Origin of the sequence: Micromonospora sp. NPDC051141, assembly GCF_044455765.1 — a bacterium.
Lineage (GTDB): Bacteria > Actinomycetota > Actinomycetes > Mycobacteriales > Micromonosporaceae > Micromonospora.
In genome coordinates this window covers 60,126-85,214 of the sequence record NZ_JBITFD010000016.1, presented here as the reverse complement: position 1 = coordinate 85,214, position 25,089 = coordinate 60,126, and the positions used below count along the sequence as shown (strand labels likewise).

Annotated in this window: 20 protein-coding genes; 9 read left to right on the top strand and 11 right to left on the bottom strand. The window is 74.0% G+C overall.

What is annotated here, in order from left to right; all coding sequences use genetic code 11:
* The first annotated feature begins 9 nt into the window (after positions 1–9).
* The 5 genes from ACIA6B_RS26530 to ACIA6B_RS26510 all read left to right on the top strand — a co-directional run bounded on the left by ACIA6B_RS26530 (position 10) and on the right by ACIA6B_RS26510 (position 6,254).
* Positions 10–1,350 carry an ABC transporter substrate-binding protein gene (locus ACIA6B_RS26530; RefSeq protein ID WP_396777355.1) on the top strand — a complete coding sequence of 447 codons (1,341 nt, stop codon included), beginning with the start codon at positions 10–12 and terminating at the stop codon, positions 1,348–1,350.
* A 73-nt stretch (positions 1,351–1,423) separates the two neighbouring features.
* Positions 1,424–2,473, top strand: coding sequence for a carbohydrate ABC transporter permease (locus ACIA6B_RS26525; protein WP_396777354.1), 1,050 nt, complete (start codon positions 1,424–1,426; stop codon positions 2,471–2,473).
* A gap of 1 nt (position 2,474) precedes the next feature.
* Entirely contained in the window at positions 2,475–3,434 is a 960-nt protein-coding gene (locus ACIA6B_RS26520; RefSeq protein WP_396777352.1) for a carbohydrate ABC transporter permease, read from the top strand.
* A gap of 65 nt (positions 3,435–3,499) precedes the next feature.
* Positions 3,500–4,570: a LacI family DNA-binding transcriptional regulator gene (locus ACIA6B_RS26515; RefSeq protein ID WP_396777350.1), complete on the top strand. Its 1,071-nt coding sequence runs from the start codon at positions 3,500–3,502 to the stop codon at positions 4,568–4,570.
* Positions 4,571–4,610: 40 nt separating this feature from the next.
* The gene (locus ACIA6B_RS26510) at positions 4,611–6,254 is read left to right on the top strand and encodes a glycoside hydrolase family 13 protein (protein ID WP_396777512.1); all 1,644 of its coding nucleotides are present in this window, start codon (positions 4,611–4,613) and stop codon (positions 6,252–6,254) included.
* Positions 6,255–6,312: 58 nt separating this feature from the next.
* Here the strand turns inward: ACIA6B_RS26510 and ACIA6B_RS26505 are convergent, their stop codons facing one another.
* The 3 genes from ACIA6B_RS26505 to xylA form a co-directional block, all read right to left on the bottom strand.
* Positions 6,313–7,761 carry an MFS transporter gene (locus tag ACIA6B_RS26505; RefSeq protein WP_396777348.1) on the bottom strand — a complete coding sequence of 483 codons (1,449 nt, stop codon included), beginning with the start codon at positions 7,759–7,761 and terminating at the stop codon, positions 6,313–6,315.
* Positions 7,762–7,866: 105 nt separating this feature from the next.
* Complete coding sequence (xylB, locus tag ACIA6B_RS26500) at positions 7,867–9,339, bottom strand: xylulokinase (protein ID WP_396777345.1); 1,473 nt, start codon at positions 9,337–9,339, stop codon at positions 7,867–7,869.
* A gap of 11 nt (positions 9,340–9,350) precedes the next feature.
* Positions 9,351–10,538: a xylose isomerase gene (gene xylA / locus ACIA6B_RS26495; protein WP_281937495.1), complete on the bottom strand. Its 1,188-nt coding sequence runs from the start codon at positions 10,536–10,538 to the stop codon at positions 9,351–9,353.
* Between the two features lie 51 nt (positions 10,539–10,589).
* Between xylA and ACIA6B_RS26490 the strand changes: the two genes are divergently transcribed.
* The 3 genes from ACIA6B_RS26490 to ACIA6B_RS26480 all read left to right on the top strand — a co-directional run bounded on the left by ACIA6B_RS26490 (position 10,590) and on the right by ACIA6B_RS26480 (position 14,653).
* The gene (locus ACIA6B_RS26490) at positions 10,590–11,855 is read left to right on the top strand and encodes an ROK family protein (RefSeq protein WP_396777343.1); all 1,266 of its coding nucleotides are present in this window, start codon (positions 10,590–10,592) and stop codon (positions 11,853–11,855) included.
* A 138-nt stretch (positions 11,856–11,993) separates the two neighbouring features.
* Positions 11,994–13,661 carry a SpoIIE family protein phosphatase gene (locus tag ACIA6B_RS26485; protein WP_396777341.1) on the top strand — a complete coding sequence of 556 codons (1,668 nt, stop codon included), beginning with the start codon at positions 11,994–11,996 and terminating at the stop codon, positions 13,659–13,661.
* Complete coding sequence (locus ACIA6B_RS26480; protein ID WP_396777339.1) at positions 13,658–14,653, top strand: B12-binding domain-containing protein; 996 nt, start codon at positions 13,658–13,660, stop codon at positions 14,651–14,653. The genes ACIA6B_RS26485 and ACIA6B_RS26480 overlap by 4 nt, the downstream gene beginning before the upstream one ends.
* Positions 14,654–14,765: 112 nt before the next feature.
* On the opposite strand, the gene ACIA6B_RS26475 is transcribed toward ACIA6B_RS26480, so the two are convergent.
* A complete protein-coding gene (locus ACIA6B_RS26475) occupies positions 14,766–15,347 on the bottom strand; it encodes a MarR family winged helix-turn-helix transcriptional regulator (protein ID WP_396777337.1) in 582 nt (193 codons plus the stop codon).
* Between the two features lie 95 nt (positions 15,348–15,442).
* Between ACIA6B_RS26475 and ACIA6B_RS26470 the strand changes: the two genes are divergently transcribed.
* Positions 15,443–16,576: a PP2C family protein-serine/threonine phosphatase gene (locus ACIA6B_RS26470; protein WP_396777335.1), complete on the top strand. Its 1,134-nt coding sequence runs from the start codon at positions 15,443–15,445 to the stop codon at positions 16,574–16,576.
* On the opposite strand, the gene ACIA6B_RS26465 is transcribed toward ACIA6B_RS26470, so the two are convergent.
* The 7 genes from ACIA6B_RS26465 to ACIA6B_RS26435 all read right to left on the bottom strand — a co-directional run bounded on the left by ACIA6B_RS26465 (position 16,570) and on the right by ACIA6B_RS26435 (position 25,081).
* A complete protein-coding gene (locus ACIA6B_RS26465) occupies positions 16,570–18,051 on the bottom strand; it encodes a sugar transferase (RefSeq protein WP_396777334.1) in 1,482 nt (493 codons plus the stop codon). The genes ACIA6B_RS26470 and ACIA6B_RS26465 overlap by 7 nt on opposite strands.
* A 213-nt stretch (positions 18,052–18,264) precedes the next feature.
* Positions 18,265–20,019: a substrate-binding domain-containing protein gene (locus ACIA6B_RS26460; RefSeq protein WP_396777332.1), complete on the bottom strand. Its 1,755-nt coding sequence runs from the start codon at positions 20,017–20,019 to the stop codon at positions 18,265–18,267.
* Positions 20,020–20,196: 177 nt separating this feature from the next.
* Complete coding sequence (locus ACIA6B_RS26455) at positions 20,197–21,231, bottom strand: lactonase family protein (protein WP_396777330.1); 1,035 nt, start codon at positions 21,229–21,231, stop codon at positions 20,197–20,199.
* 96 nt (positions 21,232–21,327) lie between these two features.
* Positions 21,328–21,930 carry an ATP/GTP-binding protein gene (locus ACIA6B_RS26450; protein WP_281937509.1) on the bottom strand — a complete coding sequence of 201 codons (603 nt, stop codon included), beginning with the start codon at positions 21,928–21,930 and terminating at the stop codon, positions 21,328–21,330.
* The gene (locus ACIA6B_RS26445) at positions 21,911–22,300 is read right to left on the bottom strand and encodes a DUF742 domain-containing protein (RefSeq protein WP_396777328.1); all 390 of its coding nucleotides are present in this window, start codon (positions 22,298–22,300) and stop codon (positions 21,911–21,913) included. Before ACIA6B_RS26445 ends, ACIA6B_RS26450 begins: the two co-directional genes overlap by 20 nt.
* Positions 22,290–22,712, bottom strand: coding sequence for a roadblock/LC7 domain-containing protein (locus ACIA6B_RS26440; protein ID WP_396777327.1), 423 nt, complete (start codon positions 22,710–22,712; stop codon positions 22,290–22,292). Before ACIA6B_RS26440 ends, ACIA6B_RS26445 begins: the two co-directional genes overlap by 11 nt.
* Positions 22,712–25,081 carry a nitrate- and nitrite sensing domain-containing protein gene (locus ACIA6B_RS26435; RefSeq protein WP_396777325.1) on the bottom strand — a complete coding sequence of 790 codons (2,370 nt, stop codon included), beginning with the start codon at positions 25,079–25,081 and terminating at the stop codon, positions 22,712–22,714. Before ACIA6B_RS26435 ends, ACIA6B_RS26440 begins: the two co-directional genes overlap by 1 nt.
* Positions 25,082–25,089: the final 8 nt, after the last annotated feature.

Sequence of the window (25,089 nt, the reverse complement as noted above, 5' to 3'; positions counted from 1 at the left end):
GAGATCGGCATGGCGTTTGCCAGATCGCGCCAGGCTCTCGCGGTCACCGGCGTGCTGGGGCTGGCGCTCGGCGTCGCCGCCTGCGGGACCGGCAACGACAAGAAGAGCGACAAGGCGGGCTCGGCCGAGTGCGCGGCATACGAGAAGTACGAGGGGCACGACGGCAAGAAGGTCACGATCTACTCGTCGATCCGGGAGATCGAGGACGAGCGCCTCCAGCAGTCCTGGAAGGAGTTCGAGGACTGCACCGGCATCAAGATCGACCACGAGGGCTCCGGCGAGTTCGAGGCCCAGCTCCCCGTCCGGGTGGACGGCGGCAACGCCCCCGACCTCGCCTTCATCCCGCAGCCGGGCCTGCTGAAGCGGTTCGTCGACTCGGGCAAGCTCAAGCCGGCCGGCGCCGACACCAAGGCCATGGCGGAGCAGAACTACTCCCCCGACTGGCTGAAGTACAGCACCGTCAACGGCCAGTTCTACGGCGCCCCGCTGGGCTCCAACGTGAAGTCCTTCGTGTGGTACTCGCCGAAGACCTTCAAGGAGAAGGGCTGGTCGGTCCCGACCACCTGGCAGGAGCTGATCGACCTCAGCGACAAGATCGCGGGCAGCGGCACCAAGCCGTGGTGCGCCGGCATCGAGTCCCAGGACGCGACCGGTTGGCCGGCCACCGACTGGATCGAGGACGTCCTGCTGCGCACCGGCGGGCCCGAGGTCTACGACAAGTGGACCACCCACGAGATCCCGTTCAACGACCCGCAGGTCGCCACCGCCGTCAACCAGGCGGGCACCATCCTGAAGAACGAGAAGTACATGAACGGTGGCTTCGGCGGCGTGAAGAGCATCGCCACCACCGCGTTCCAGGAGGCCGGCGTGCCGATCACCACCGGCAAGTGCGCGATGCACCGCCAGGCGTCCTTCTACGCCAACAACTGGCCCGAGGGCACCAAGGTGGCCGAGGACGGCGACGTCTTCGCGTTCTACTTCCCGGCCATCGACCCGGCCAAGGGCAAGCCGGTGCTGGGCGGCGGCGAGTTCGTCGCGGCCTTCGCCGACCGTCCCGAGGTCCAGGCGGTGCAGACCTACCTGGCCTCCGGCGAGTTCGCCAACAGCCGCGCCAAGATCGGTGACTGGGTGTCCGCGAACAAGAAGCTGGACCTCAACAACGTCCCGAACCCGGTGGACAAGCTCTCCGTGGGCATCCTCCAGGACGAGAAGACCGTCTTCCGCTTCGACGGCTCGGACCTGATGCCGGCCGCGGTCGGCGCCGGCACGTTCTGGAAGGGCATGGTGGCCTGGATCAACGGCAAGGACACCACCTCCGTCCTGAACGACATCGAGGGCAGCTGGAAGTGATCCGCGTGGGTGGCCCGGTCCGTGTGCACGGGCCGGGCCACCCGCCCGCATCCGAACCCTTGAGGGAGGGTTGATGGAGTTCGACTTCGCGGCGGAACAGCCGAAGTTCCTCATGCTGATGTACGGGCTGATCGCTTTCGTCGCGGTGGTGGGCGGGCTGCTCCTGCTCCTCGACGTGGTGCCGACCTGGCTCGCCCGGCGGCGGGAGGCGCAACTGGTCGCGGCCTCGGTGGGTGGCGGACCGGCACCCCGGCGGCGCAAGCCTCGCGAGGGCGCCTTCGCGTTCTTCTTCCTGCTGCCGACGCTGCTGCTGCTGACCATCGGGCTGGTGGTCCCGGCCATCCGCACCACGCTGCTCTCCTTCATGGACGCGCGCAGCACGAACTGGGTGGGGCTGGACAACTACACCTGGATGTTCGACGAGGACTCGATCGTCCGGGTGCTGATCAACACGCTGATCTGGGTGCTGCTGGTGCCGCTGGCGGCCAGCGCGTTCGGCCTGATCTACGCGGTCCTGGTGGACAAGGCCCGGTTCGAGTCAGTGGCCAAGTCACTGATCTTCCTGCCGATGGCGATCTCGTTCGTGGGCGCCGCCATCATCTGGCGGTTCATCTACGCCTACCGGGGTGACGAGCAGGAGCAGATCGGCCTGCTCAACCAGATCGTGGTCAGCCTCGGCGGCGAGCCCAAGCAATGGCTGCTGGACTCGCCGCTGAACACGTTCCTGCTCATCGTGATCATGGTCTGGATCCAGGCCGGCTTCGCCATGGTGGTGCTCTCCGCGGCCATCAAGGCCATCCCGGCGGACATCATCGAGGCGGCCCGGCTCGATGGCACCACCGCGTGGCAGATGTTCTGGCGGATCACCATGCCGAGCATCCGGCCGGCGCTGATCGTGGTGGTGGTGACGATCTCCATCGCCACGCTCAAGGTCTTCGACATCGTCCGGACCGCCACCAACGGCAACTACGACACCAACGTGATCGCGACCGAGATGTACAACCAGGCGTTCCGGTACGGCGAGAACGGGCAGGGCTCGGCGCTCGCGGTCTTCCTGTTCGTCCTGGTCCTGCCGCTCGTGATCTACCAGATCCGCAACCTGCGCAAGCAGCGGGAGGGCTGACATGACCACCGCCACGCCCACCGTCGGAGCCGGCGTCCAGGCCACCGGCCCGACCACCCGGGGCGCCCGGGTCCGCAAGCGGCTCAACAGCCGCACCGCCACGCTGGTCTCGATCGTGCTCGCGCTGCTCTGGACGGTCCCGACCTTCGGCCTCTTCGTCTCCTCGATCCGGCCCGAGGACCAGATCAAGTCCACCGGCTGGTGGACGTTCTTCCGCGACCCCCAGTTCACCCTCCAGAACTACCAGGAGGTGCTGTTCAGCAGAGGTTCGTCGGGGCAGCTCGCCAGCTACTTCATCAACTCGCTGGCGATCACCGTCCCGTCGGTGCTGTTCCCGATCGCGTTCGCCTCGCTGGCCGCGTACGCGCTGGCCTGGATCAACTTCAGGGGTCGGGACTGGGTCTACATCGGGATCTTCGCGTTGCAGATCGTGCCGCTCCAGATGGCCCTGGTGCCGCTGCTGCGGTTCTTCTCCACCGGCGTCACCGTCGCCGGCGTCCAGATCATGCCCGCGTGGGACCTGGTCGACGAGCAGAAGTTCGCCCAGGTGTGGTTCGCGCACACCTGCTTCGCGCTTCCGTTCGCCGTCTACCTGCTGCACAACTTCATCTCGCAGCTCCCCGGCGACCTGATGGAGGCGGCCCGGGTCGACGGCGCCACCCACCCGAAGATCTTCCGCACGATCGTGCTGCCGCTGATCACCCCGGCGCTGGCGGCGATCGGCATCTTCCAGTTCCTCTGGGTCTGGAACGACCTGCTGGTCGCGCTGATCTTCGCCGGTGGCGGCGACGAGACCGCCCCGCTGACCGTCCGGCTCGCCGAGCTGGCCGGCACCCGGGGCAACGAGTGGCAGCGGCTCACGGCCGGCGCGTTCGTGTCGATCGTCGTACCGCTGATCGTGTTCCTGTCCCTCCAGCGCTACTTCGTGCGGGGCCTGCTCGCCGGCAGCGTCAAGGGTTGACCCACCGTCCCGCCGCCGCCGGTGTGCCGGCGGCGGCGGGACACGGGTCGCAGCGGGGAGCCACGATGACCAAGATTGACGACGTCGCCCGCCTGGCCGGGGTCTCCACGGCCACCGTCTCCCGCGCGTTGCGCGGCCTGCCGACGGTCTCGGCCGCCACCCGCCGCCGGGTCCTCGCCGCCGCCGAGCAACTCCAGTACGCGGTCTCGCCCAGCGCCTCCCGGCTCGCCGGCGGGCGGACCGGCACCGTCGCCGTGGTGGTCCCGCGGATCACCAGGTGGTTCTTCGGCACCGTGGTGGAGGCGGTCGAGGACTCCCTCCAGCAGCACGGCTACGACACGCTGCTCTACAACCTCGGCGGCCGGGAGCAGACCCGCCAGCGGGTGCTGCGCACGGCCAGCCTGCACAAGCGGGTGGACGCGATCATCCTGGTCGCCACGCCGCTGCGCGCGGCGGACGTGCACGCGCTCACCAAACTCGACCTGCCCGGCGTGACGATCAGCTCCGGCAGTGGAGTGCCCGGCTGGCCCTGCGTCCGGATCGACGACGTGGCCGCCGCCCGCACCGCCACCCGCCACCTGCTCGACCTCGGGCACACCCGGATCGCGCACATCTCCGGCGACCCGGACGACGAGCTGGCGTTCACCACCCACCTGGACCGGCGGCGCGGCTACCAGGAGGCGCTGCGCGCCGCCGGCCTCCGGCCCGACCCGAGCCTCGACGTCGAGTCCCAGTTCACCATCGACGGCGGCACCCACGCCACCGCCGAGTTGCTGGCCCGGGGCGAGCCACCGACCGCCATCTTCGCCGCCTGCGACGAGATGGCGATGGGCGCGGTCAGCGCGCTGCGCGACGCCGGGCTGCGGGTGCCGCAGGACGTCAGCGTGATCGGCATCGACGACCACGACCTGGCCGGCGTGCTGGGGCTGAGCACCATCGCCCAACCCGCCGCCGACCAGGGGCGCCTCGCCGCCCGTATCCTGCTCGACCCGCTGGGGGCGGGCGCCGCCGACCCGTACCCCGGACCGGTGCCGGCGCCGCGCGGGGCCGCCGGCGACGGACGGACGCCGACCTCGGTGATCCTCCCCACTCGGCTGGTCGTGCGGGACTCGACCGCGCCGCCCCGGGCACACTGAACGGACCCGTTCGTCAGGCATCCACGACAGGGAGAAGGCGCTGAACACCGACGCGACGCAGCAGGCCCCGGCCACCGGCTGGTGGACCGAGGCGGTCATCTACCAGGTCTACCCGCGCTCGTTCGCCGACTCCGACGGTGACGGCATCGGCGACCTCCCGGGCATCACCGCCCGCCTCGACCACCTCGCCGAACTGGGGGTCGACGCGGTCTGGCTGTCCCCGTTCTATCCGTCCCCGCAGGCCGACGCCGGCTACGACGTGGCCGACTACCGGGACGTCGACCCGCTCTTCGGCACGCTCGCCGACGCCGACCAGATGATCGCCGAGGCGAAGGCCCGCGGCCTGCGGGTGATCGTCGACCTGGTGCCCAACCACACCTCGTCCGCGCACCGCTGGTTCACCGCCGCGGTGGCCGCCGCGCCGGGCAGCCCGGAACGGCAGCGGTACGTCATCCGGGACGGCAAGGGGCCGGACGGCGCCGAGCCGCCGAACGACTGGGAGAGCGTGTTCGGCGGGCCGGCCTGGACCCGACTGCCCGACGGGCAGTGGTACCTCCACCTGTTCGACCCCGGCCAGCCGGACCTCAACTGGGACAACCCGGAGGTCCGCGAGGAGTTCCTCGGCGTGCTGCGCTTCTGGCTGGACCGCGGCGTCGACGGGTTCCGGGTGGACGTGGCGCACGGGCTGATCAAGCAGGCCGACCTGGCCGACTGGCAGGAGCCGCAGGAGATCCTCTCCGGCAACGAGGCGGACAAGCCCCGCCCGCCGATGTGGGACCAGGACGGCGTGCACGAGGTCTACCGGGAGTGGCGGCGGCTGCTCGACTCGTACGCCGGGGAGCGGGTCCTGGTCGCCGAGGCCTGGGTGGAGCCGGCCGAGCGGCTGGCCCGCTACGTCCGGCCGGACGAGATGCACCAGGCGTTCAACTTCGAGTACCTGATGGCCGCCTGGACCGCGCCCGCCCAGTACGCGGTGATCACCCGCTCGCTGGAGGCCACCGACGCGGTCGGCGCGCCCACCACCTGGGTGCTGTCCAACCACGACGTGGTCCGGCACGCCTCCCGGCTCGGGCTGACCACCGGCGGCGGCCGGATGAACGGCATCGGCGTCGACGACCCGCAGCCGGACGTGGCGCTGGGCCTGCGCCGGGCCCGGGCGGCCAGCCTGCTGATGCTGGCGCTGCCCGGCTCGGCCTACCTCTACCAGGGTGAGGAGCTGGGGCTGCCGGAACACACCACGCTGCCCGACGAGGCCCGGCAGGACCCGACCTGGGCGCGCAGCGGGCACACCCAGCGCGGCCGGGACGGCTGCCGGGTGCCGATTCCGTGGGAGGCCGACGCCCCGTCGTACGGCTTCGGCCCGACCGACGCGAGCTGGCTGCCCCAGCCGCCGATCTGGGCCGAGTACGCGCTGGACCGCCAGCGCGGGGTGCCCGGCTCGACGTACGAGCTGTACCGGACCGCGCTGCGGCTGCGCCGGGAGCACGGACTGGCCCGGGGCCCGATGCGTTTCCTCTCCTCCGGCGACGAGGTGCTCACGTTCACCAACGGCGGCCTCACCGTGCTGACCAACTTCGGCCCCGAGCCGGCCCCGCTGCCGGACGGCGCCACGGTGCTGGCCGCCAGCGCCCCCCTGACCGACGCGTCAGTCCCCACCGACGTCACCGTCTGGCTGGCGGTGTAAGGAGGGGCCCCCGGTCAACGCCTCCGGTATAGGAAGGGCCCCCTCTTGACACCACCTGTCAGGAGGGGGCCCCTCCTTCGGGGAGGTCGAGGGCGTCGGGGCGGTCGGCGCGGGCGTGCAGCAGGTCGTGCACCTGCGCGATGTCGCGGGGGGACGTCCGGGCCGCCAGCCAGTACATGATCCCGGTCGGGACGAAGAAGAGCTGGAACGCGGCCAGCCCGACCGCGTAGTTCAACGGCGGCGGGAACGCCACCCGCAGCGCGGCGAACGCCACCCCGACCAGCCCGTTGCCGGCCGCCCGGCCGACGCCGTTGACCAGGTTGCCGAGGCTGTAGACGGTGCCCCGGTGCTCGGGCGGGTTGACGTCGGCGATCAGCGCGAACCAGTTGGGCGAGTTGGCCGAGGTGAGCGCCAGCGCCACCACGGCGGTGAGCAGGCTCAGCCCGATCGTCGGCTCGGTCAGCACGCTGGACAGCACCGCCGCCACCACCGCGCCGGAGCTGCCGCCGTCCGGCACGTCGATGCGCAGCGGCACGAAGAACAGGACCAGGTAGAACGGCACGGCCGCGAGGACGCCCACGGCCGCGACCCGGGCCCGACCGCTCGGGGTACGCCGTTGCAGCGCGTCGCCGACCAGCCCACCCACGATGGAGAGCACGCCGCCGAGCTGGAACAGGGTGGCGAAGACGCTGCCCACCACCACCGCGGTGGCCGCCGAGTAGCCCTGCGCCTCGGCCCGCTGGCTGAACAGCACCGGCAGCCAGACCAGCGAGCCGAACGCGGCCTGCGCGGTGAGCCCCTGGAGGATCAGCCAGCGGTTGGTCCGCCGGGCCAGGATCCGGGGCAGGTCGGCGCGGCTGATCCGGTAGTCGTACTCGCCCCCGGCGTCCAACGCCTCGGCCAGCTCCGGCTCGCTCTGCCCGCGCCGGATGTCGTAGGTGAACAGGTACGCCATGGTGGCGGCCAGGCCGACGCCGGTCAGCAGCAGGAACGGTCGCCGCCAGTCGGTCGCGCCGAGCAGCCCGCCGACCAGCGTGCCGGCCAGCGTGCCGACGCCCTGGGACAGGCCCCAGAAGCTCATCACCAGGCCGCGGCGGCGCGGCGAGATCAGGTCGGTGACCACGGAGAAGCCCACCGAGCCGACCGCGCCCAGCCCGACCGCGGCGACGAGTTGGGCGACCAGGAACGTCGAGTAGTGCCCGGCCAGCGCGCTGCCGCCGGTGCCGGCCGCCCAGATGAGCGTGCCGACCATGAGCAGCGGCTTGCGGTTGGTGCGGTCCCCGACGTACGCCCAGCCCACCGCCGCCACGGCGCTGACCAGGAAGCTGACGGCGGTGACCAGGCCGAGCAACCGCTGCGGCACGCCGAGCGCGCCGGAGATCGGCCCGTACAGCGGAGGCACCAGGCCGATCGCCACATTGTCCAGCGAGGCGAGCACGACGAAGACCACGACGCTGTAGAACCGGTGCGCCGCGTTCCCGCGCCGGGAGACCCTCGTGCCGCTCATGCCGGCAGCCAACCAGGCCCGTGCCCCTCGCGCAGCGCGACCCCCCGGTGCTTGTTGTCAAGCGGGGCCCCTGTCATGCGCGAGGCGTTAGCCGGGGCCCCCTCCTTACCCCCGGGCGCGGGCGTAGTGCTCGCGGATGGTGGGGACGGGGGCGGCGGTGTACTCCTCGGTGGCGCCGATGGACCAGCCGGGCGGGGCACCACCGCCCAGCGCCACCCAGGCGGCCTGTCGGGCCGCGCCGTCCGCGACGTACTCGCCCGGCGGCGGGACCACCACCGGGCGGCCGAAGACCTGCGGCGCGATCCGCCGGACCGCGGCGGACCGGGCGCCGCCGCCGACCAGGATGATCCGGTCCGCACGGGCGCCCTGCGCGAGCAGCGCGTCGAGGCCGTCGGCCAGCCCGCACAGCAGCCCCTCGACGGCGGCCCGGGCCAGGTGCGCCGGGGTCGAGGTGCCGAGCGTGAGGCCGTGCAGGCTGCCGGTGGCGTGCGGCCGGTTCGGGGTCCGCTCCCCCTCCAGGTACGGCACCAGCACCAGCCCGTCCGCGCCGGCCGGGGCGGACAGCGCCAACTCGCCGAGCGTGTCCAGGTCGACGCCGAGCAACGTGGCGGCGGCGTCCAGCACCCGGGCCGCGTTCAGCGTGGCGACCAGTGGCAGGAACCGCCCGGTGGCGTCCGCGAAGCCGGCCACCGCGCCGCTCGGGTCGGCGGCCGGTGCGTCCGCGACCGCGAAGACGGTGCCGGAGGTGCCGATCGAGACGATCACGTCGCCGGGACCGGCGCCGACGCCGAGGGCCGCCGCGGCGTTGTCCCCGGTGCCCGGGCCGAGCAGCACCGGCCCGACGCCGCCGGACGGACCGACCCCGCCGGCTGCCCCGCCGCCGGACGAGTGCGCGGCCGGACCGCCGTCGAGCGCCGTCGGGTCGAGGTGCCCGGCCGCCTCGGCCGGACCGAGCACCACCGGCACCCGGATCCGCCGGCCGAACGCCTGCTCCAGCAGGTCGAGCCGGTATTCGCCGGTACGCGGTGACCAGTAGCCGGTGCCGCTGGCGTCGCCCCGGTCGGTGCGCAGCGCGTCCAGCCCGGGCGCACCGGCCAGTTTCCAGGTCAGCCAGTCGTGGGGCAGGCAGACCGCGGCCACCCGGTCGGCGTTCGCCGGCTCGTGCCGGGCCAGCCAGCGCAACTTGGTGGCGGTGAAGCTGGCCACCGGCACCGCGCCGGTGGCGTCGGCCCAGAACCGGCGGCCGGTCTCCCCGCCGCCGGCCTCCTCGACCAGTTCCCGGGCGGCGTCGGCGGATCGGGTGTCGTTCCACAGCAGCGCCGGCCGGACCACCTCGCCCGACTCGTCCAGGCAGACCATGCCGTGCTGCTGGCCGCCGACCGAGACGGCGGCCACGTCGGCCAGCCCGCCGGCCGCCGCGACCGCGGCGCGCAGCGCGTCCCACCAGGCGTACGGGTCGACCTCGGTGCCGGCCGGGTGCGGCGCGCGGCCCTGCCGGACCAGCGCGCCGGTCTCCGCGTCCCGGACCACCACCTTGCAGGACTGGGTCGACGAGTCGACCCCGGCGACGAGCGGCATGGCGGCCGGCCTCAGCGCGCGCCGAGCAGGTGCTCGACGGCGAGCTGGTTGAGCCGGACGAAGCCGAAGCCCTTCGCGCCGGCGGCCTCCGGGTCGAACTCCTCGAACGCGGTCCGGTCGGCGAGCAGCTCGGCGTAGCCCTCGCCCGGGTTCAGCGTCGGCGTGGACAGCTCGGCCACCCGGCTGGCGGCGAGCGCCTCGGCCACCTCGGGGTCGGCGCGGAACGCCTTGGCGCGCTCCTTGAGCAGCAGGTACGTGCTCATGTTCGCGGCGGCCGACGCCCACACCCCGGCGATGTCCTCGGTCCGGGAGGGCTTGTAGTCGAAGTGCCGCGGGCCGTCGTACGCGGGGCCGCCGTCCGGGCCGCCGTGCTCCAGCAGGTCGACCAGGGCGAACGCGTTGAGCAGGTCGCCGTGGCCGAAGACCAGGTCCTGGTCGTACTTGATGCCGCGCTGGCCGTTGAGGTCGATGTGGAACAGCTTGCCCTGCCAGAGCGCCTGGGCGATGCCGTGGGCGAAGTTGAGCCCGGCCATCTGCTCGTGGCCGACCTCCGGGTTGAGCCCGACCATCTCCGGGCGGGCCAGGGTGGAGATGAACGCGATCGCGTGGCCGACGGTGGGCAGCAGGATGTCGCCGCGCGGCTCGTTCGGCTTCGGCTCGATGGCGAAGCGCAGGTCGTAGCCCTGGTCGACGACGTACTGGCAGAGCAGGTCGACGGCCTCGCGGTAGCGCTCCAGCGCGGCGCCGATGTTCTTGGACAGGTCGTACTCGGCGCCCTCCCGGCCGCCCCACATGACGAACGTCTTCGCGCCCAGCTCGGCGGCGAGGTCGACGTTGCGCAGCACCTTGCGCAGCGCGTACCGGCGCACGTCGCGGTCGTTGCTGGTGAAGCCGCCGTCCTTGAACACCGGATGGGTGAAGAGGTTGGTGGTGACCATCGGCACGACCAGGCCGGTCTCGTCGAGCGCCTTACGGAACCGGCTCAGCCGGGCGTCCCGGGTGGCCGCGTCCGCGCCGAACGGGACCAGGTCGTCGTCGTGGAACGTGATCCCGTACGCGCCCAGCTCGGCGAGGCGGTGCACCGCCTCGACGGCGTCCAGCTCGGGGCGGGTGGCGTCGCCGAACGGGTCGCGGGCGGTCCAGCCCACCGTCCAGAGGCCGAAGGAGAACTTGTCCGCGGGGGTGGGACGGGGTGCCATGGGAACCTCCGGTGGTGGTGTCGTCCGCGATTTGTTCAGCGGTTGAATTAAATGGCGGGGATGTGGCAGTGTCAAGTGGTGACCAGCGCCAGCACCGCCGGAGCGGTCCGGCAGGGCAGCCTGCGCGAGTTGAACCTCGCGGTCGTGCTCGGGCGGATCGCCGCCGCCGACCGACCTCCGTCGCGGGCCGGGCTCGCCGCCGGGACCGGGCTGACCCGGGCCACCGTCTCCGCCGTCGTCGACGACCTGATCGCCGGGCGGCTGGTCGCCGAGGCGGAGCCGGCCCCGCGGACCGGGGCGGGCCGGCCGGCACGCGGCCTGGTGCTCGCCACGGACGGCCCGGCCGGGTTGGGGCTGGAGGTGAACGTCGACTACCTGGCGGCCTGCGTGGTCGACCTGAGCGGCACGGTCCGGCACCACCTGGTCCGTCGCGCCGACCTGCGGCCGGTCTCCCCCGTCGACGCGCTCGACCGGCTCACCGCGCTGGCCGCCGAGGCGCGCGCCGCCGCCGTACGCGACGGGTTGACGCTGGCCGGCGCGACGCTGGCCGTGCCCGGCCTGGTGGGCGACGGCGGCCTGGTCCGGTTGGCCCCGAACCTCGGCTGGCGGGACGTGGACGTGCCGGCGCTGCTCGCCGGGCGTCCGCTCGTCGAGCCGGTCGACGGTGTCCCGCCGCTGGTGGTGGAGAACGAGGCCAACCTGGCGGCGCTGGGCGAGCTGTACGCCGGGCCGGCCGGCCCGCGCAGCTTCCTGCACGTCACCGGTGAGATCGGCATCGGCGCCGGGATCGTGCTGGACGGCGCGCTCTACCGGGGCGCACGCGGCTGGAGCGGAGAGATCGGTCACTTCCCGGTCCAGCCGCAGGGGCGGCCCTGCCGGTGCGGTGGCCAGGGCTGCCTGGAGCGGTACGCCGGCCAGGAGGCCATCCTCGCCGCCGCCGGGCTGCCCGGCGCGGAGCTGCCCGCCGACACCGCCGCCACCCGGCTCGCCGACCTGGCCGGGGCCGGGGACCGGGCCACGCTTGCCGCGCTGGCCGACGCCGGGGTGGCGCTGGGGGTGGCGGTGGCGGGCGTGGTGAACCTGCTGGACCTGGACACCGTGGTGCTCGGCGGCGGATACGCCCCGCTCGCGCCGTGGTTGTGCCCGCCGGTGGTGGCGGAGATCTCCCGACGGGTGCTCACCGCCGCCTGGTCACCGGTCACGGTGCGGCCCGCCGCGCTCGGCGCCCAGTCGGCCGCGGTCGGCGGCGCCACCTCGGTGGTACGCCGCATCGTCGACCGCCCGGTCGGCTGGCTCGCCCGCGCCGCCACCGGCTGAGCAGGGCCCCGCGCATTCCTGGACGGGCATTCGTCGCTCCCGCTCGGTACGCTTGCCGTCAGGCAACCTGTCCACGAACGAGGAGTGCACCGACAGCATGCACACGGGTCGACCGACCGAAGCGCCCGGCCAGCGGCGGTGACCGCCGCACGCCGGGGCGGTGTCGCCGGGCCGGTCAGCGGCGGTGGACACGGCTGGAGGAAACGACCCCGGCGGGTGGCCGGGGTCGCGCTGCCGGCCGACGACCGGCTCGCCCGAGAGCTGCTGGACGGGCTGGCCGAGGCCGTCGTGACGGTCGACCCGGCCGGCGTGGTGACCCTGGTGAACGCCATGGCGGCGGAGCTTCTTCCCGAGCTGACGCCGGGCGTCGGCCTGGCCGGCTGCCGGGTGCCCGCGCTGGCCGAGGCGGCTCGCGACGGCGCCGACACGTTCGAGACCGAGCACCTCGGCCGGCGACTGCGCGGCCTGCGGCGCGGGCTGGCCGACGAGCGCGGCGCCTGGTATGTGCGGGACGTCACCGAGGAGCACGCGCGTACCGACGCGCTGCTCACCGAACGCTCCCGGACCGCGTTCCTGGCCCAGGCCGGCAGCCGGCTCGGGCTCTCCCTGCACCGGGACCAGACGCTGCGCGCCGCCGTCGCCCTGCCGGTGCCCTACCTGGCCGACGTCGCCGTGGTGGTGCACCGACCGCCGCCGCCGGCCGAGGACGAGCCGCACTGGATCCGGTACGCCACCGGCGACGCCGGACCGACCACCGGCGTGGCCGGCTGGCGGACCGTGGAGTCCGTCCCCGGCCTGGTCGAGGCGCTCGACGGCGACCTCACCGCGCCCAGCCCCTGGCTCGACGCCGAGCTGGCCGACCTGGCCGAGGTGCTGCCCGCCGACTTCGGCCGGCCGGGCACCGTGCTGATCAGCCCGATGCCCAGCGCCGGCGGGCCGGCCGGGGCGCTGGTCCTGGCCCGCCGCCCCGACCGGGCCGGCTTCGACCAGCGGGAGATCGCGCTGGCCCGGGAGTTCGCCGGCCGGGCCGGCGCCGCGCTGGCCGCCGCCGAGCTGTACGGCGAGCAGACCCACCTGGCCCGGGTGCTCCAGAACAGCCTGCTCCCGCCGGCGCTGCCCCGCCTGCCCGGGATGACGCTGGCCGGCGGCTACCGTGCCGCCGGGGACAGCCTGCGCATCGGCGGCGACTTCTACGACCTGTTCCCCACCGGCGACGGCGGTCTGTTCGCGCTCGGCGACGTCTGCGGCAAGGGCGTCGGCGCGGCCGTGCTGACCGGGCGGGTACGCCAGTCGTTGCAGACCCTGCGCCTGGTCGAGCAGCGTCCCCGGGAGCTGATGGAGCTGCTCAACCGCGCGCTGCTGGACGCGCCGGGCGCGGCCTCGCGGGCCCAGTTCACCACGCTCCTGCTCGGCACGCTGAGCCGGCAACCCGACGGGGGGCTGCTGGTCCGGATGGCCGGCGGCGGGCACCCGGCGCCGCTGGTGGTCCGCGCCGGCGGTGGCATCGACGCGGTCCGGGTGGGCGGCATGCCGGTCGGCGCGCTGACCGCGGCCCGGTTCGCCGAGGTCGAGGTGCGGCTGGCCCCCGGTGACCTGTTGCTGGCCTACACCGACGGGGTCACCGAGGCCCGGGGCGGCCCCACCGAGCCGACCATGTTCGGCGACGACCGGCTACGGCAGGCGCTCGCCTCCGGGGCCGGGCTGCCACCGGCCGCGCTCGTCGACCGGGTGCTCCAACTCGTGGACGAGTGGCTCGACGGGCAGCCGCACGACGACATCGCCATGCTGGCCGTGGCCGCCGGGTGAGCCCGTCCTGCGGGATCGGGCCGGAGACGCTCGCCGCGTACCTCGACCACCTGGACCGGGCCGACCGGGTCGCCGCCGTGGCGCTCGCCCGCGACCTGGTGGCCGGCGGCTGTTCGGTGGCGGACGTCCTGGTCGACCTGGTCGCGGTGGCGCAGCGGGAGATCGGCCGGCGGTGGCTCACCGGCTCGTGGAGCGTCGCCCAGGAACACGCCGCCACCCACGTCAGTGAGCTGGTGGTGGACGCGCTCGGGGCGAGCGTCGGCGCGCCGCGCCACGGTCTCGTGGTGGTGGCCTGCGTGGAGGGCGAGTGGCACGCGCTGGCCGCCCGGATCGTCAGCGAGGTGGTCCGCGCGGCCGGCTGGCGGGTGACGTTCCTGGGGGCCAGTGTGCCGGCCCGGCACCTGGTTTCCTACCTGCACCAGACCGGCCCGGAGGCGGTGCTGCTCAGTTGCGTGCAGCCGAACCGGCTGGTGCGGGCGGCGCGGATGGTGGAGGCCAGCCGGGCCGCCGGGGTGCCGGTGCTGGCCGGCGGGCCCGGGTTCGGCCCCGAGGGCCGGTGGGCGACGGCGATCGGCGCGGCGGCATGGGGCGCCAGCGCGCGGGACGCGGTGCGGTTGCTGGCCGGGCCGCTGCCCGCCGGCACGCACACCGGCCCGCCGCCGCCGGCGAAGGACGACGCGTACGTGGCGGTGCTGCACCGCCGGCGCGAGCTGGTCCGGCTCGCGCTGGGCGCGGTGGATCCGTCGCAGGAGAGCGTCGAGGACGTCGCCTCCGGCATCGCGCACCTGGTCGACGCGCTGGTGGCGGCGGTACGGGTGGACGACGACCTGCTGTTGCGGGATTTCGTCAGGTGGCAGGAGGAGGCGCTCACCGACCGCGGTGGCCGCCGCCTGCTGGACGACGTGCTCGCCACGCTGGAGGGGGCGCTGACCGAATATCCCCGGGTGGCCGCGCGGCTGCGGACGGCGCGGGCCGCGGTCTCGTCCGGCTGACCGGCGTGGCGTGCTCGCGCCGAGGCGGCCCGGCGCCGGTGCCGACGACGGCGGGGCCAGGGTGCCGACCGACGGCGGGGGCGCGGTGTCGACGGACGTCGGGGGCGCGGTGTCAGGCGGTGCGGACCGCCGAGGGGCCGTCGGGCGGGACCGGCTCGGCGGGCGCGCGGGGCGGGACCGGTCGACCGGGTGGGGACGGCACGCCGCCCAGACCGGCCAGCGGGTCGCCGATCCGCTCCCCGGAGGGGCGCAGCACCGGCCAGTCCTCGGCCACCGTCGCCTCGTCGCGGCGACCGACCTCGTCGAACTCCCGCATCCCGCGCAGCAGCGCCACCCGCCCCTCGGCGCTCATCCCGGCCAGGATCCGCGCCAGCCGGCGCCGCCGGTCGGCGCGCAGCTCGGCCAGGAGCCGGTTGGCCGCCGGGGTGAGGTGCAGCGAGATCTCCCGCCGGTCGTAGCGGCCCGGCTCCCGCTCCAGCATGCCGGCCGCCACCAGCCGGTCGCAGAGCCGGCTGGCGGAGGAGAGCAGCATGTCGGTCAGCGAGGCGAGCCGGCGCAGGTTGATCCCGTCGTACTGCTCGACGACCATCACCGCGCGCAACTGGGCGCTGGAGAGGCGGCTCGTGGTCCGCTCCCGGGCCGCCTCCCAGACGGAGAGCAGGGTGCCCGCCGCCTCGTCCAGGGCGGCGGACATACTCGCTTCGGGTCCCACGGGACCGGGCTCCTCGGTCATGGTGGGCCCGAGACTACTCCCCGGACCAGCCCGGCGACCTGTGCAAAGGAGCAAAGATGAGCGAAGCGGAGGCGCGCGCCCGCCGAAACGTGACGGACGCGCCGACCGATCTCATCGTGGCGCGCCTCGCCGAGGAGCTGCGGCGGACGTACGGGATCACCCGGACCGAGCTGTACCAGGTCGACTACCGGCTCGCCGAGCTGCTGCCGCTGGGTGGCGGCGAGGCGCTGACCGCCCCCGGCCACCCGGCCTGGTACGCGTTCGACCACCAGGAGCCGGTGTTCGCCGACGGGACCGGCTGGTTCCCGGTGGGGATGCGGGGCGAACGTCGCGGCGTGCTCCGCGTCTCGCCGGTGCCCGCCGACCCGGCCGCCCGGCACGAGCTGGACACCATCGCGACCGTGCTCGGGCACGAGGTGGCCGCCGTCACCTCGACCACCGACATCTACCTGAGCGCCCGACGCAGCCAGCGGCTCACGCTGGCCGCCGAGATGCAGTGGGAGCTGCTGCCCGGCCGCAGCCGCATCCGCCCGTCGTTCAGCCTGGCCGGCCAGTTGGAGCCGGCGTACGCGGTGCGCGGCGACAGCTTCGACTGGTCCGACGACGGCCACCGGCTCTGGCTCGCGGTGCTCAACGGCTTCGGCGAGGGGGTGGCCGCGGCGCTGCTCACCTCGCTGGCCACGTACGCGCTGCGCAACGCGCGCCGCGCCGGGCTGGCCCTGGCCGACCAGGCCGCGCTGGCCGACCAGGCGGTCTACGCCCAGCACCGGGGCGAGCAGCACCTCTCCGTGCTGCTGATGGAGCTGGACCTGGCCACCGGGGCGCTGGTCGCGGTGGACGCCGGCTCCCCGCACCTGATCCGGCTGCGCGCCGGCGAGGTGACGTCCCAGGCGTTGGAGAAGCAGTTCCCGCTCGGCATGTTCGAGGGCACCGACTACCGCGAGCAGCGGTTCCACCTGGAGCGCGGGGACCGGCTCTTCGTGGTCAGCGACGGCGTGGTCGACGCCACCACGGACCGGGTCCGTTACGGCGAGTCGGCCCTGGACCGGTTCCTGCGCCGCACCGGCCCGATGGAGCCGCTGGACGCGGTCCGGTCACTCATCGGCGACCTGCGCGCCTTCGTCGCCGGTGACCTGGTGGACGACGCGGTGGTCGTCTGCCTGGACTGGCTGGGCCCGCAGGATCAGTAGGCGCCCCGGCTGCCCAGCACCGCGCCGAACGTCTTCCAGAGGATGGTCAGGTCCGCCGCGAGCGACCAGTTCTCCACGTAGTAGAGGTCGAGCCGGATACCGTCCTCCCAGCTCAGGTCGGACCGGCCACTGACCTGCCAGAGGCCGGTCATGCCGGGCTTGACCAGCAGCCGGCGGGCCACGTCGCCGTCGTAGCGGGCCACCTCCGAGGGCAGCGGCGGGCGCGGGCCGACCAGGCTCATGTGGCCGAGCAGCACGTTGGCGAGCTGGGGCAGCTCGTCCAGCGACCACCTGCGCAGCAGCCGGCCCGTCCGGGTCACCCGGGGGTCGTCGCGCATCTTGAACATCAGGCCGTCGGTCTCGTTGCGCGCGGCCAGCTCGGCGAGCAGGGCGTCCGCGTTGACCACCATGGTGCGGAACTTGAAGACGCCGAACTCCTCGCCGCCCTGCCCGACCCGGGTCTGCCGGAACAGCACCGGGCCCCGGCTGTCCAGCTTGATGGCGAGCGCGAGCACCCCCAGCAGCGGCGAGAGCAGGAGCAGAGCGATCAGCGAGAGCGACCGGTCCACGAAACCCTTGACCAGCTTGCGGGCGCCGCGGAACTCGGGCGCCTCGACGTGGATCAGCGGCAGGCCGGCCACCGGACGGGTGTGGATGCGCGGGCCGGCCACGTCGGTCAGCGCCGGAGCCACCACCAGGTCGACACCGGTGCCCTCCAACTGCCAGCCCAGGCGGCGCAGCCGGGTGGCGGTCAGCTCACCGGAGGCGGTGACCGCGACCGTGTCCGCGCCGATCGCGGTGGCCGCCTCCGGGATGCCCCGGAAGGACCCGACCACCGGCACGTCACCCAGCCGCTGCGGCACCGGGGCGAGCAGCGCGTCCGGGATGCACGCGCCGACCACCTGGTAGCCGGCGTACGGTTCCCGGCGCAGCGTGTGCACCAGCTCCAGCACGTGCGCGGTGTCGCCGACCACGAGCACCTTGCGGGACCAGCCGGCGCCCCGGTCGCGGGCGCGGTGCAGCCGCTTGCGCGCCGCGAACCGGGCCACCTCCAGACCGATCGTGCCGACCGCGAAGGAGATGGCCAGGAAGCCCCGGGAGACCCCGACGTCGGCGATGTAGCCGGCGATGGCGATGCCGCCGGCCAGCCGCAGGCTCGCGGCGCTGACCCGGCGGTACTCGTCCGCGCCGTAGCCGAGGACCTGGTCGTCGTAGCAGCGCATGGCCCTCAGCGACACCAACCAGACCAGCAGCAGCACCGGGGCGACCACCACGTACGGGATCTCGGACCCGGTGGGTGGTTCGTCACCGAACCGGGCCAGGTAGCCGGCCAGGATGGCCACGGCCAGGACGGCGGTGTCGAGCACCACCAGGACCCGGATATAGGCCCGCTCCGCGGCTCGCGTCGTCGCACCGGGTCGATCGCCCCCGGGACGCGACGTCCTGGCAGGGGTCAACAACGTCGCCGAGGTCACCGGTCCTCCCCACTTAACTCAGGACCGCCCCGTCCCCGCCCGGCCCCGGTTGGAGGGCCTGCGGTCGAGGCACCCGGACATCATGCCAGGACAATTATGGTTACCGATTGATTCGGACACATTACCGTCAGTTCACTTCCCAGGTCTTGACCCGGGAAGCCTTCCGCCGCACCGGATCGCCGGCACGGCGGAAGATTATCGCTGAGTGCGGGATCAGCGCGGCGCGGGTGGCCGCAACGCGATCGCCTGGAGGAAGATCTCGCCGATCTTGCTCGGGTCGGTGGTCACGAACGCCCCGCCGCCGGTGACGTCCGTGATGGACTTCAGCTCGGCGCGGTTCACCTCGGTGCCGATGCCGATGATGATCACCTGGACCGGCTGCTCGTCGTCCCGGAGCTTCTTGAGCTGGTCCAGCAGCGCCTTCTGCGAGATGCCGTTGTCGTCCTCGTTCTTGCCGTCGGTGAAGAGCACGATCGAATTGACCTTGCCGGGCTCCCAGTCCTGCTGGACCTTCTTGTACGCCGCGAGCATGGTGTCGTACAGGCCGGTGTCGCCGCTGGAGGGCCGGATGGAGGCCAGCCCGCGCTGCAACTCGCCCCGGTTGCCGGACAACGGCCGGATGCCGACCAGCTCGTTCCAGTCCTGCGAACCCTTCAGGTTGGTGGAGAAGGTCCACAGGCCGATCGACCAGGAGTCGTCGAAGAGCCCCAGCCCCTGACCGGCGGCGGCCACCGTGACCTGCTCCCGGCTGGCGCCGTTGGCGGTGGCCACCGGCTTCTTCATCGAACCGGAGACGTCGACGACACAGAGCATCCGACCGGACTGGGTGGCCACCGACCAGGTGGTGGTGGCCGTCGAGATGGCGACCGGGTCCAGGTCGGCCGCGCCGCCCTGGCCGGACGGCGGGACCTGCTTCTCCCCACCGTTGGACGGGCTCGGCGCGCCCGTCGGCGCCTGGAAGCCGCGACCCCAGTTGCCGTCCGGCGCACGCAGCGCCTGCGCGGCGAGCCGGTCCTTGAAGTCGGCGGAACGCAGCGCCTCGAAGAGCACCCGGGCGGCCGACGCCTTGCTCGGCTCGATGCCGGGCAGCACCGCGAACGGGAAGTCCAGCGGGATCGGCGGCGGGTCGAGGTAGAGCGCGGCGAGTTTGATCGGCGGCTTCGTGTTGTTGTAGGCGATCACGTCCTCCTCGGACAGCGCCGCCGCGCCCAGCCCGTTGGCGATGGCCGTCGGGTCGGACGAACGCGGGAACCGCGCGAGCAGGTCCTGCCGCAGCGAGGAGCGGTTGGTGGCCAGCGCACGCAGCGCCCCGACCATCGCCTCCTGCGCCTTCGGGGAGCCGGCCTCACCGGTGGAGCTGGCCGCCGCGGTGAGCGAGAGCAGGCCGGACAGGCCGGCCGCGTCCTGGGTCGGCTCGACGATCCCGGCCCGCAGCGGCTTGCTGGCGGTCACCTGCTGGAGCAGGTCGGACCAGCGGAACTCCTTGTCCGGCCAGCCGATCCGGGTGGCCACCGGCTCGGGCAGCGCGACCACCACCGGACTGCGCGCGATCGAGGCGCCGTTGGCCGGGGCGAAGGCGCTCGCGCCGCCGGCCTTGAGCCGGACCAGCCAGGTCGAGGAGTCGGGCACCCAGACGTCCGGGGTGACCGCGGTGCCGCTGGCCTGCCCGACGCCGGCCAGCGTGGCGCCGTGCTTGCCCGCCACGGCGGCGGCCACGTCGACCGGCTCGGCCGAGGCGACGTTGACCGCGATGCAGGTGCCGCCGACCGCCGCACCGTTGGCCACCCACTCGTCGGCGGCTCCCTGCACCGCCGGCGCGATCTCCGGGGCGGCCGACACCGACAGCTCGATCCGACCCGAGCAGTTCGGGCCGGCCAACTGCTGGTAACCGAACCAGGAACCGGCTACGACAGCGACGAGCGCGGTCGCCGCTGCGGCGGCGCCTGCTCCTCGGAGGTTGTGACGCATACGATGGCGGCCAGACACGGTGACCATCTTGCGTATCTCGGGGGGTTACTGCCACAACCGTTCGGACGAAAGTTACGCAGGAGAAACAGTTGATCACCAAATCGGCACGCTGAGTTAGGAATCAGTGACCGAGGCAGCCACCGTCCACTGCGGATCGCGCGCTGCGTGACCGCTCCGTCACACCAGTACGCAGGTCGGGCTCGCCATCGGCACCGGCTCCCCGACCGGCTCCGGCACCCCGCTGGCCGGGTCCACCCGGAAGACCCGCACCAGGTCGGCCCGCTCGTCGGCGACGTACAGGTGCGATCCGGCCAGCGCGAAGTGCCGGGGCCAGCCACCGCCGGCGTCCACCTCGGCCACCAGCTCCGGCGTCTCGCCCGCCAGCGCGAACACGGCCACCGTGCCGACGCCGCGGTTGCTGACGTAGAGGAAGCGGCCGTCCGGCCCGACCGCCACCCCGGCGGGCTGCACGTGCCCGGTCCGGCCGCTGGCGTCGACCCGGGCCCGCTGGCGCGGTCCGTCCGGCGTCAGGTCGTACCCGGTGAGCGTGGCGTCCAGCTCACCGACCAGCCAGCAGCGCCGCCCGTCCGGATGCCGGGCCAGATGCCGCGGCCCGGTGCCGGCCGGCGTCCGCAGCCGGGGGCCCCGGGGCACCAGCCGCCCCGAGGCGGCGTCGAGGTCGTACCGGTAGACCGAGTCGGTGCCCAGGTCGACGGCGAGCAGCGGCCCGTCGGCCGGGTCGGGCGAGACCATGTGGCAGTGCGCCGCCTCCTGCCGCTCCGGATCGGCGCCGTGCCCCTCGTGCCGCACCAGGTCGGTGCGCTCCCCCGGCACGCCGTCGGGGTCCAGCGGGAACACCGCCAGGCTGCCGCCGCCGTAGTTCGCCACGAACACGTGCCGCCCGTCCGGCGCGATCGCGAGGTGGCACGGCTCGGCCCCGCCGGTCGGGCGTACGCCCAGCGCGGTGAGCCCGCCGTCCGGGGCCACCCGGAAGGCGCTCAGCCCGCCCTCGGGAAGCTCGTTGACGGCGTACAGCACCGGCTGCCCGGGGTGCCGGGCCAGGAACGACGGCGACGGGGTGACCGCCACCGTGCCGAGCGGGGTCAGCGCCCCGGTCGCCGGATCACGCCGGGCCGCGACGATCCCCTCGGCCCGCCCGTCCGACTCCGCCGTGTAGCCCCCGATGTGGACGACCTCGTGCTGCCCCGCCACCGTTCCCACCTTCCGTCGGTCCTGCTGCGATCCAACCAGGCTTCCCGGGTGGTCGCCCGGTCAGTCGTCGAACGCCGCCCCGACCGGCGGGCCGGATCAGCCCACCGGCACCGGCTCGCCGCGCTGCCGGGCCACGTGCTCGACCAGTGTGATCAACACCAGCTTGCCGGACTGCCGGTCCCGGGCGTCGCAGAGCACCAGCGGAACGTCCGGGTCGAGGTCCAACGCGTCGCGGACCGCCTCCAGGCCGAACTGCCGGGAGCCGTCGAAACAGTTGACCCCCACCACGAACGGGATGCCCCGCTGCTCGAAGTAGTCGATCGAGGGGAAGCAGTCGGCCAGCCGGCGGGTGTCGGCCAGCACCACCGCGCCCAGCGCGCCGAACGCCAGCTCGTCCCAGAGGAACCAGAAGCGGTCCTGGCCCGGGGTGCCGAACAGGTAGACCTGGAGGTCGTCGTTGATGGTGATCCGGCCGAAGTCCATCGCCACCGTGGTGGTCGACTTCTGCTCCACCCCGGAGACGTCGTCGGTGCCCAGACCGGCCCCGGTCAGCACCTCCTCGGTCTGCAACGGGCGGACCTCACTCAACGCGCTCACCAGCGTCGTCTTGCCGGCGCCGAAGCCACCCGCGATGAGGATCTTCAGGGCCAGCGGCACCCGCGACGCGGCCGGCTCCGGGTCAAAGCGCACGGAGTCCATTGACCACCGCCTTGAGGATGTTGTCGTCGGGCAGGTACGCGGTGGCCGGTGGCCGGTGCACCGCGACGAACCCATGGGCGAGGAGGTCGCCGAGCAGCACCCGGACCACGCCCACGGCGAGGTCCAGGTCGGCGGCGAGGTCGGCGACGGCCTTCGGCCGCCGGGCCAGCTCCACCAGGCGACGGTGTTCCGGCTGGAGACCGGGCACCCCGGCCGGCTCGGCCGCGGACGTGGCCAGCACGAACGCCAACAGGTCGAACCCGTCGACCGGCGGGCGCACCCGGCCGCCGGTGAGCGTGTACGGACGGACCACCGGGCCGGCGTCGGCGTCGAGCCACTCGTGCTGCGGCCCGGGCCACTCAGCTCGCATCGGAGGGCTCCCCCGGGATCCGGGCCGGCGCGGCCAGGTTCTCCCCGACGCGGATCACCAGCATCGCCATCTCGTACGCCACCAGGCCGATGTCGGCGTCCGCGTCGCTGGCCACGGCCAGGCAGGCGCCCTGCCCGGCGGCCGTGACGAACAGGTACGCCGACTCCATCTCCACCACCGTCTGCCGGACCGCGCCGCCGCCCAGGTGCCGGGTGGCCCCCTTGGCCAGCCCGGAGAAACCGGAGGCCAGCGCGCAGAGGTGCTCCGCGTCGGTGCGGTCCTGGTCGGTGGAGGCGCCGAGCAGCAGCCCGTCCGCCGAGAGCACCACCGCCCGGCTGGCGGCGGGCACCCGCTCCACCAGGTCGTCGAGCAGCCAGTCGAGATCGGCGTTCTGCCGCGTCGTGTGCACCACTAGGCGTCCCTCTCAGTCGCGGTTCGTTGGTCCGACGCCGGCGAGGAGGGCTCCGGGGCCGGCTCCGGCGCGGGGGCCGGCCTACCGGGGTCCACCGGCACGTCGGTGGGCGGGTCGGGAACGGCGTCCCGGATCCGCGCGACCGTCGGGTTGCCGGTGGCACGCGTGCCGTCCCGGCGTCCGCGTGCGGTGCCGGCCTGCAACGCGGACATGGTGCGGCGGGCCTCCTCCGGCGGGCGGCTCGCCGGGGTGTCGGTGACCACCGCGCGGGGCCGCGCCGGGCCGCGCCGGCGCACCCGCCGGGGCAGGCCGTCGCCGTCGGCGGGTGGTTCCACGGTCGACGCCCGGGCGGCCGGCAACGGGATGACGGTGGACTCGGGACGCTCCCGGCCCGGTCGGGTGGGCCGCCCGCGCGGCACCGTGGTCAGCCGGCTCACCTTCGCCATCCGCCGCCGCTCCGGGCCGGCGGTGGCGTCCGGGCCGACCGGTGGCTCGTCGGTGATCAGATCCGACGGGACGAGGACCGCCGCGATCGTCCCGGAAGGCCGGCCCCGCCGCAGCTCCACCCGGACGCCGTGCCGCGCGGCCAACCGGGCCACCACGAACAGGCCCAGTCGGGCGCTGTCGGTCGGGTCGAACTCGGGCGGGGCGGCCAGCTTGCGGTTGGCGGTGGCCATGACCGGTGGCGACATGCCGAGCCCTCGATCGGTGATCTCGATGGTGTAGCCGCCCGGCACGGTCCGGCCGGTGACGTCCACCCGGGTGCCCGGCGGGGAGAAAGCAGTCGCGTTCTCGATCAGTTCGGCGAGCAGGTGGATGACGTCGCCGACGGCCCGGCCGAGCACCCCGGCCGGCTGCACCTCGCCCACGTCGACCCGGTCGTACGCCTCGACCTCGGAGATCGCCCCGCGCATCACGTCCACCGCGGCGACCGGCCGACGCCAACCCCGGCCGGGCGCGGCCCCGGCCAGGATGACCAGGTCCTCGGCGTGCCGGCGGAGCCGGGTCGCGAGGTGGTCGACCTGGAACAGCCCGGCCAACTCGTCCGGATCCTCGGTGCGCCGCTCCAGCCGGTCCAGCAGCGCCAACTGCCGGTGCACCAGGCCCTGGCTGCGCCGGGCGAGGTTGAGGATGACCTCGTTGAAGCCGCGGCGCAGGGTGACCTCGTCGGCCGCGGCCCGGACGGCGGTCCGGCGTACCTCGTTGAAGGCGCGCGCCACCTGGCCGATCTCGTCCCCGCCGTGATCCAGCTCCGGGGCCTCGCGGTCGACGTCGACCTCCTCGCCCCGGCGCAGCCGGGCGACCACGTCGGGCAGCCGCTGCTCGGCCACCTCGGTCGCGGCGGTGCGGACGCCGGTCAGCCGGTGCGCCAGCGACCGGCCGACCCGCAGCGCCACCAGCACGCAGACCACGATGGCGAGGAGGCCGAGCACGCCGGCGGCGGCGAGCTGGACCAGGATGCGTACCGCGATCGGCACCGACCGTTCGGCGAGGCTGTCCGCGCCGCGCAACTCGAAGTCCCGCAGGCCCTGCCAGACCTCTGCGTGTCCGGCCTCCCAGGCCCGGACGTCGAACCCGGCGGGGAGGTCGTCGGCGCGGATCAGCGCGTCCTGGAGCGCGCGCAACCGGAGGAACGCGGCGCCCTCGGTGAGTCGTTGGTAGCCGGCCCGCTCGTCGGGCGGCAGGTCGGCGACCGCGTTCTCGGCCAGGAACCGCTGGTTCTCCACGGTGCGCACCAGTTGCTCGTGCTCGCCGTCGGCGTACCGGCCGGCGGTGACGGCGCCGGCCAGCAGCGCGTCGGCCTGACCGAGCAGCTCCCGGGAGCGGCCCAGCGCGGTGAGCGCCGACGCCTCCCGGTTGAGCCGCACGTCGGGCAGCATCGCCATGGCGGAGAACGCCTGGAACGCCGAACCGATCATGCCGCTGTAGAGCCCGACCGCGCCGGCCCGGTCGACCTTCCGGTCGTCGATGAAGACCCGCCCCGCGGGGAGCGCCTCCAGCGCTGAGCCCAGTTGGTCGAGGCGCGCGTCGAGCTGGTCGTCGGCCGCGTCGCGCAACGCCTCGCCGTCGATCCGGCGGCGCAGCTCGGTGACGGCCCCGTCGGTGCGGTCGCGTTGCGCGGCCAGCTCCGGCAGGACGCCGTCCCCGGCGAGCTGGACCACGGAGAGCCGCCGTTCCCGCTGCAACTCGGCCACCACGTTCTCGCCCGGCCGGCCCAGGTCGTACAGCAGGGTGCGGGTGGCGAGCAGGTCGAGCGCGGGCCCGAAGGCGAGCGTGGTGGCGAAGATCCACAGTGCCAGCAGCCCGGTCACCGGGCCGATGACCAGCGCGGTCAGCTTGGCGCGGATCGGCCAGTCGCGGGTGTTCAATCAGACCT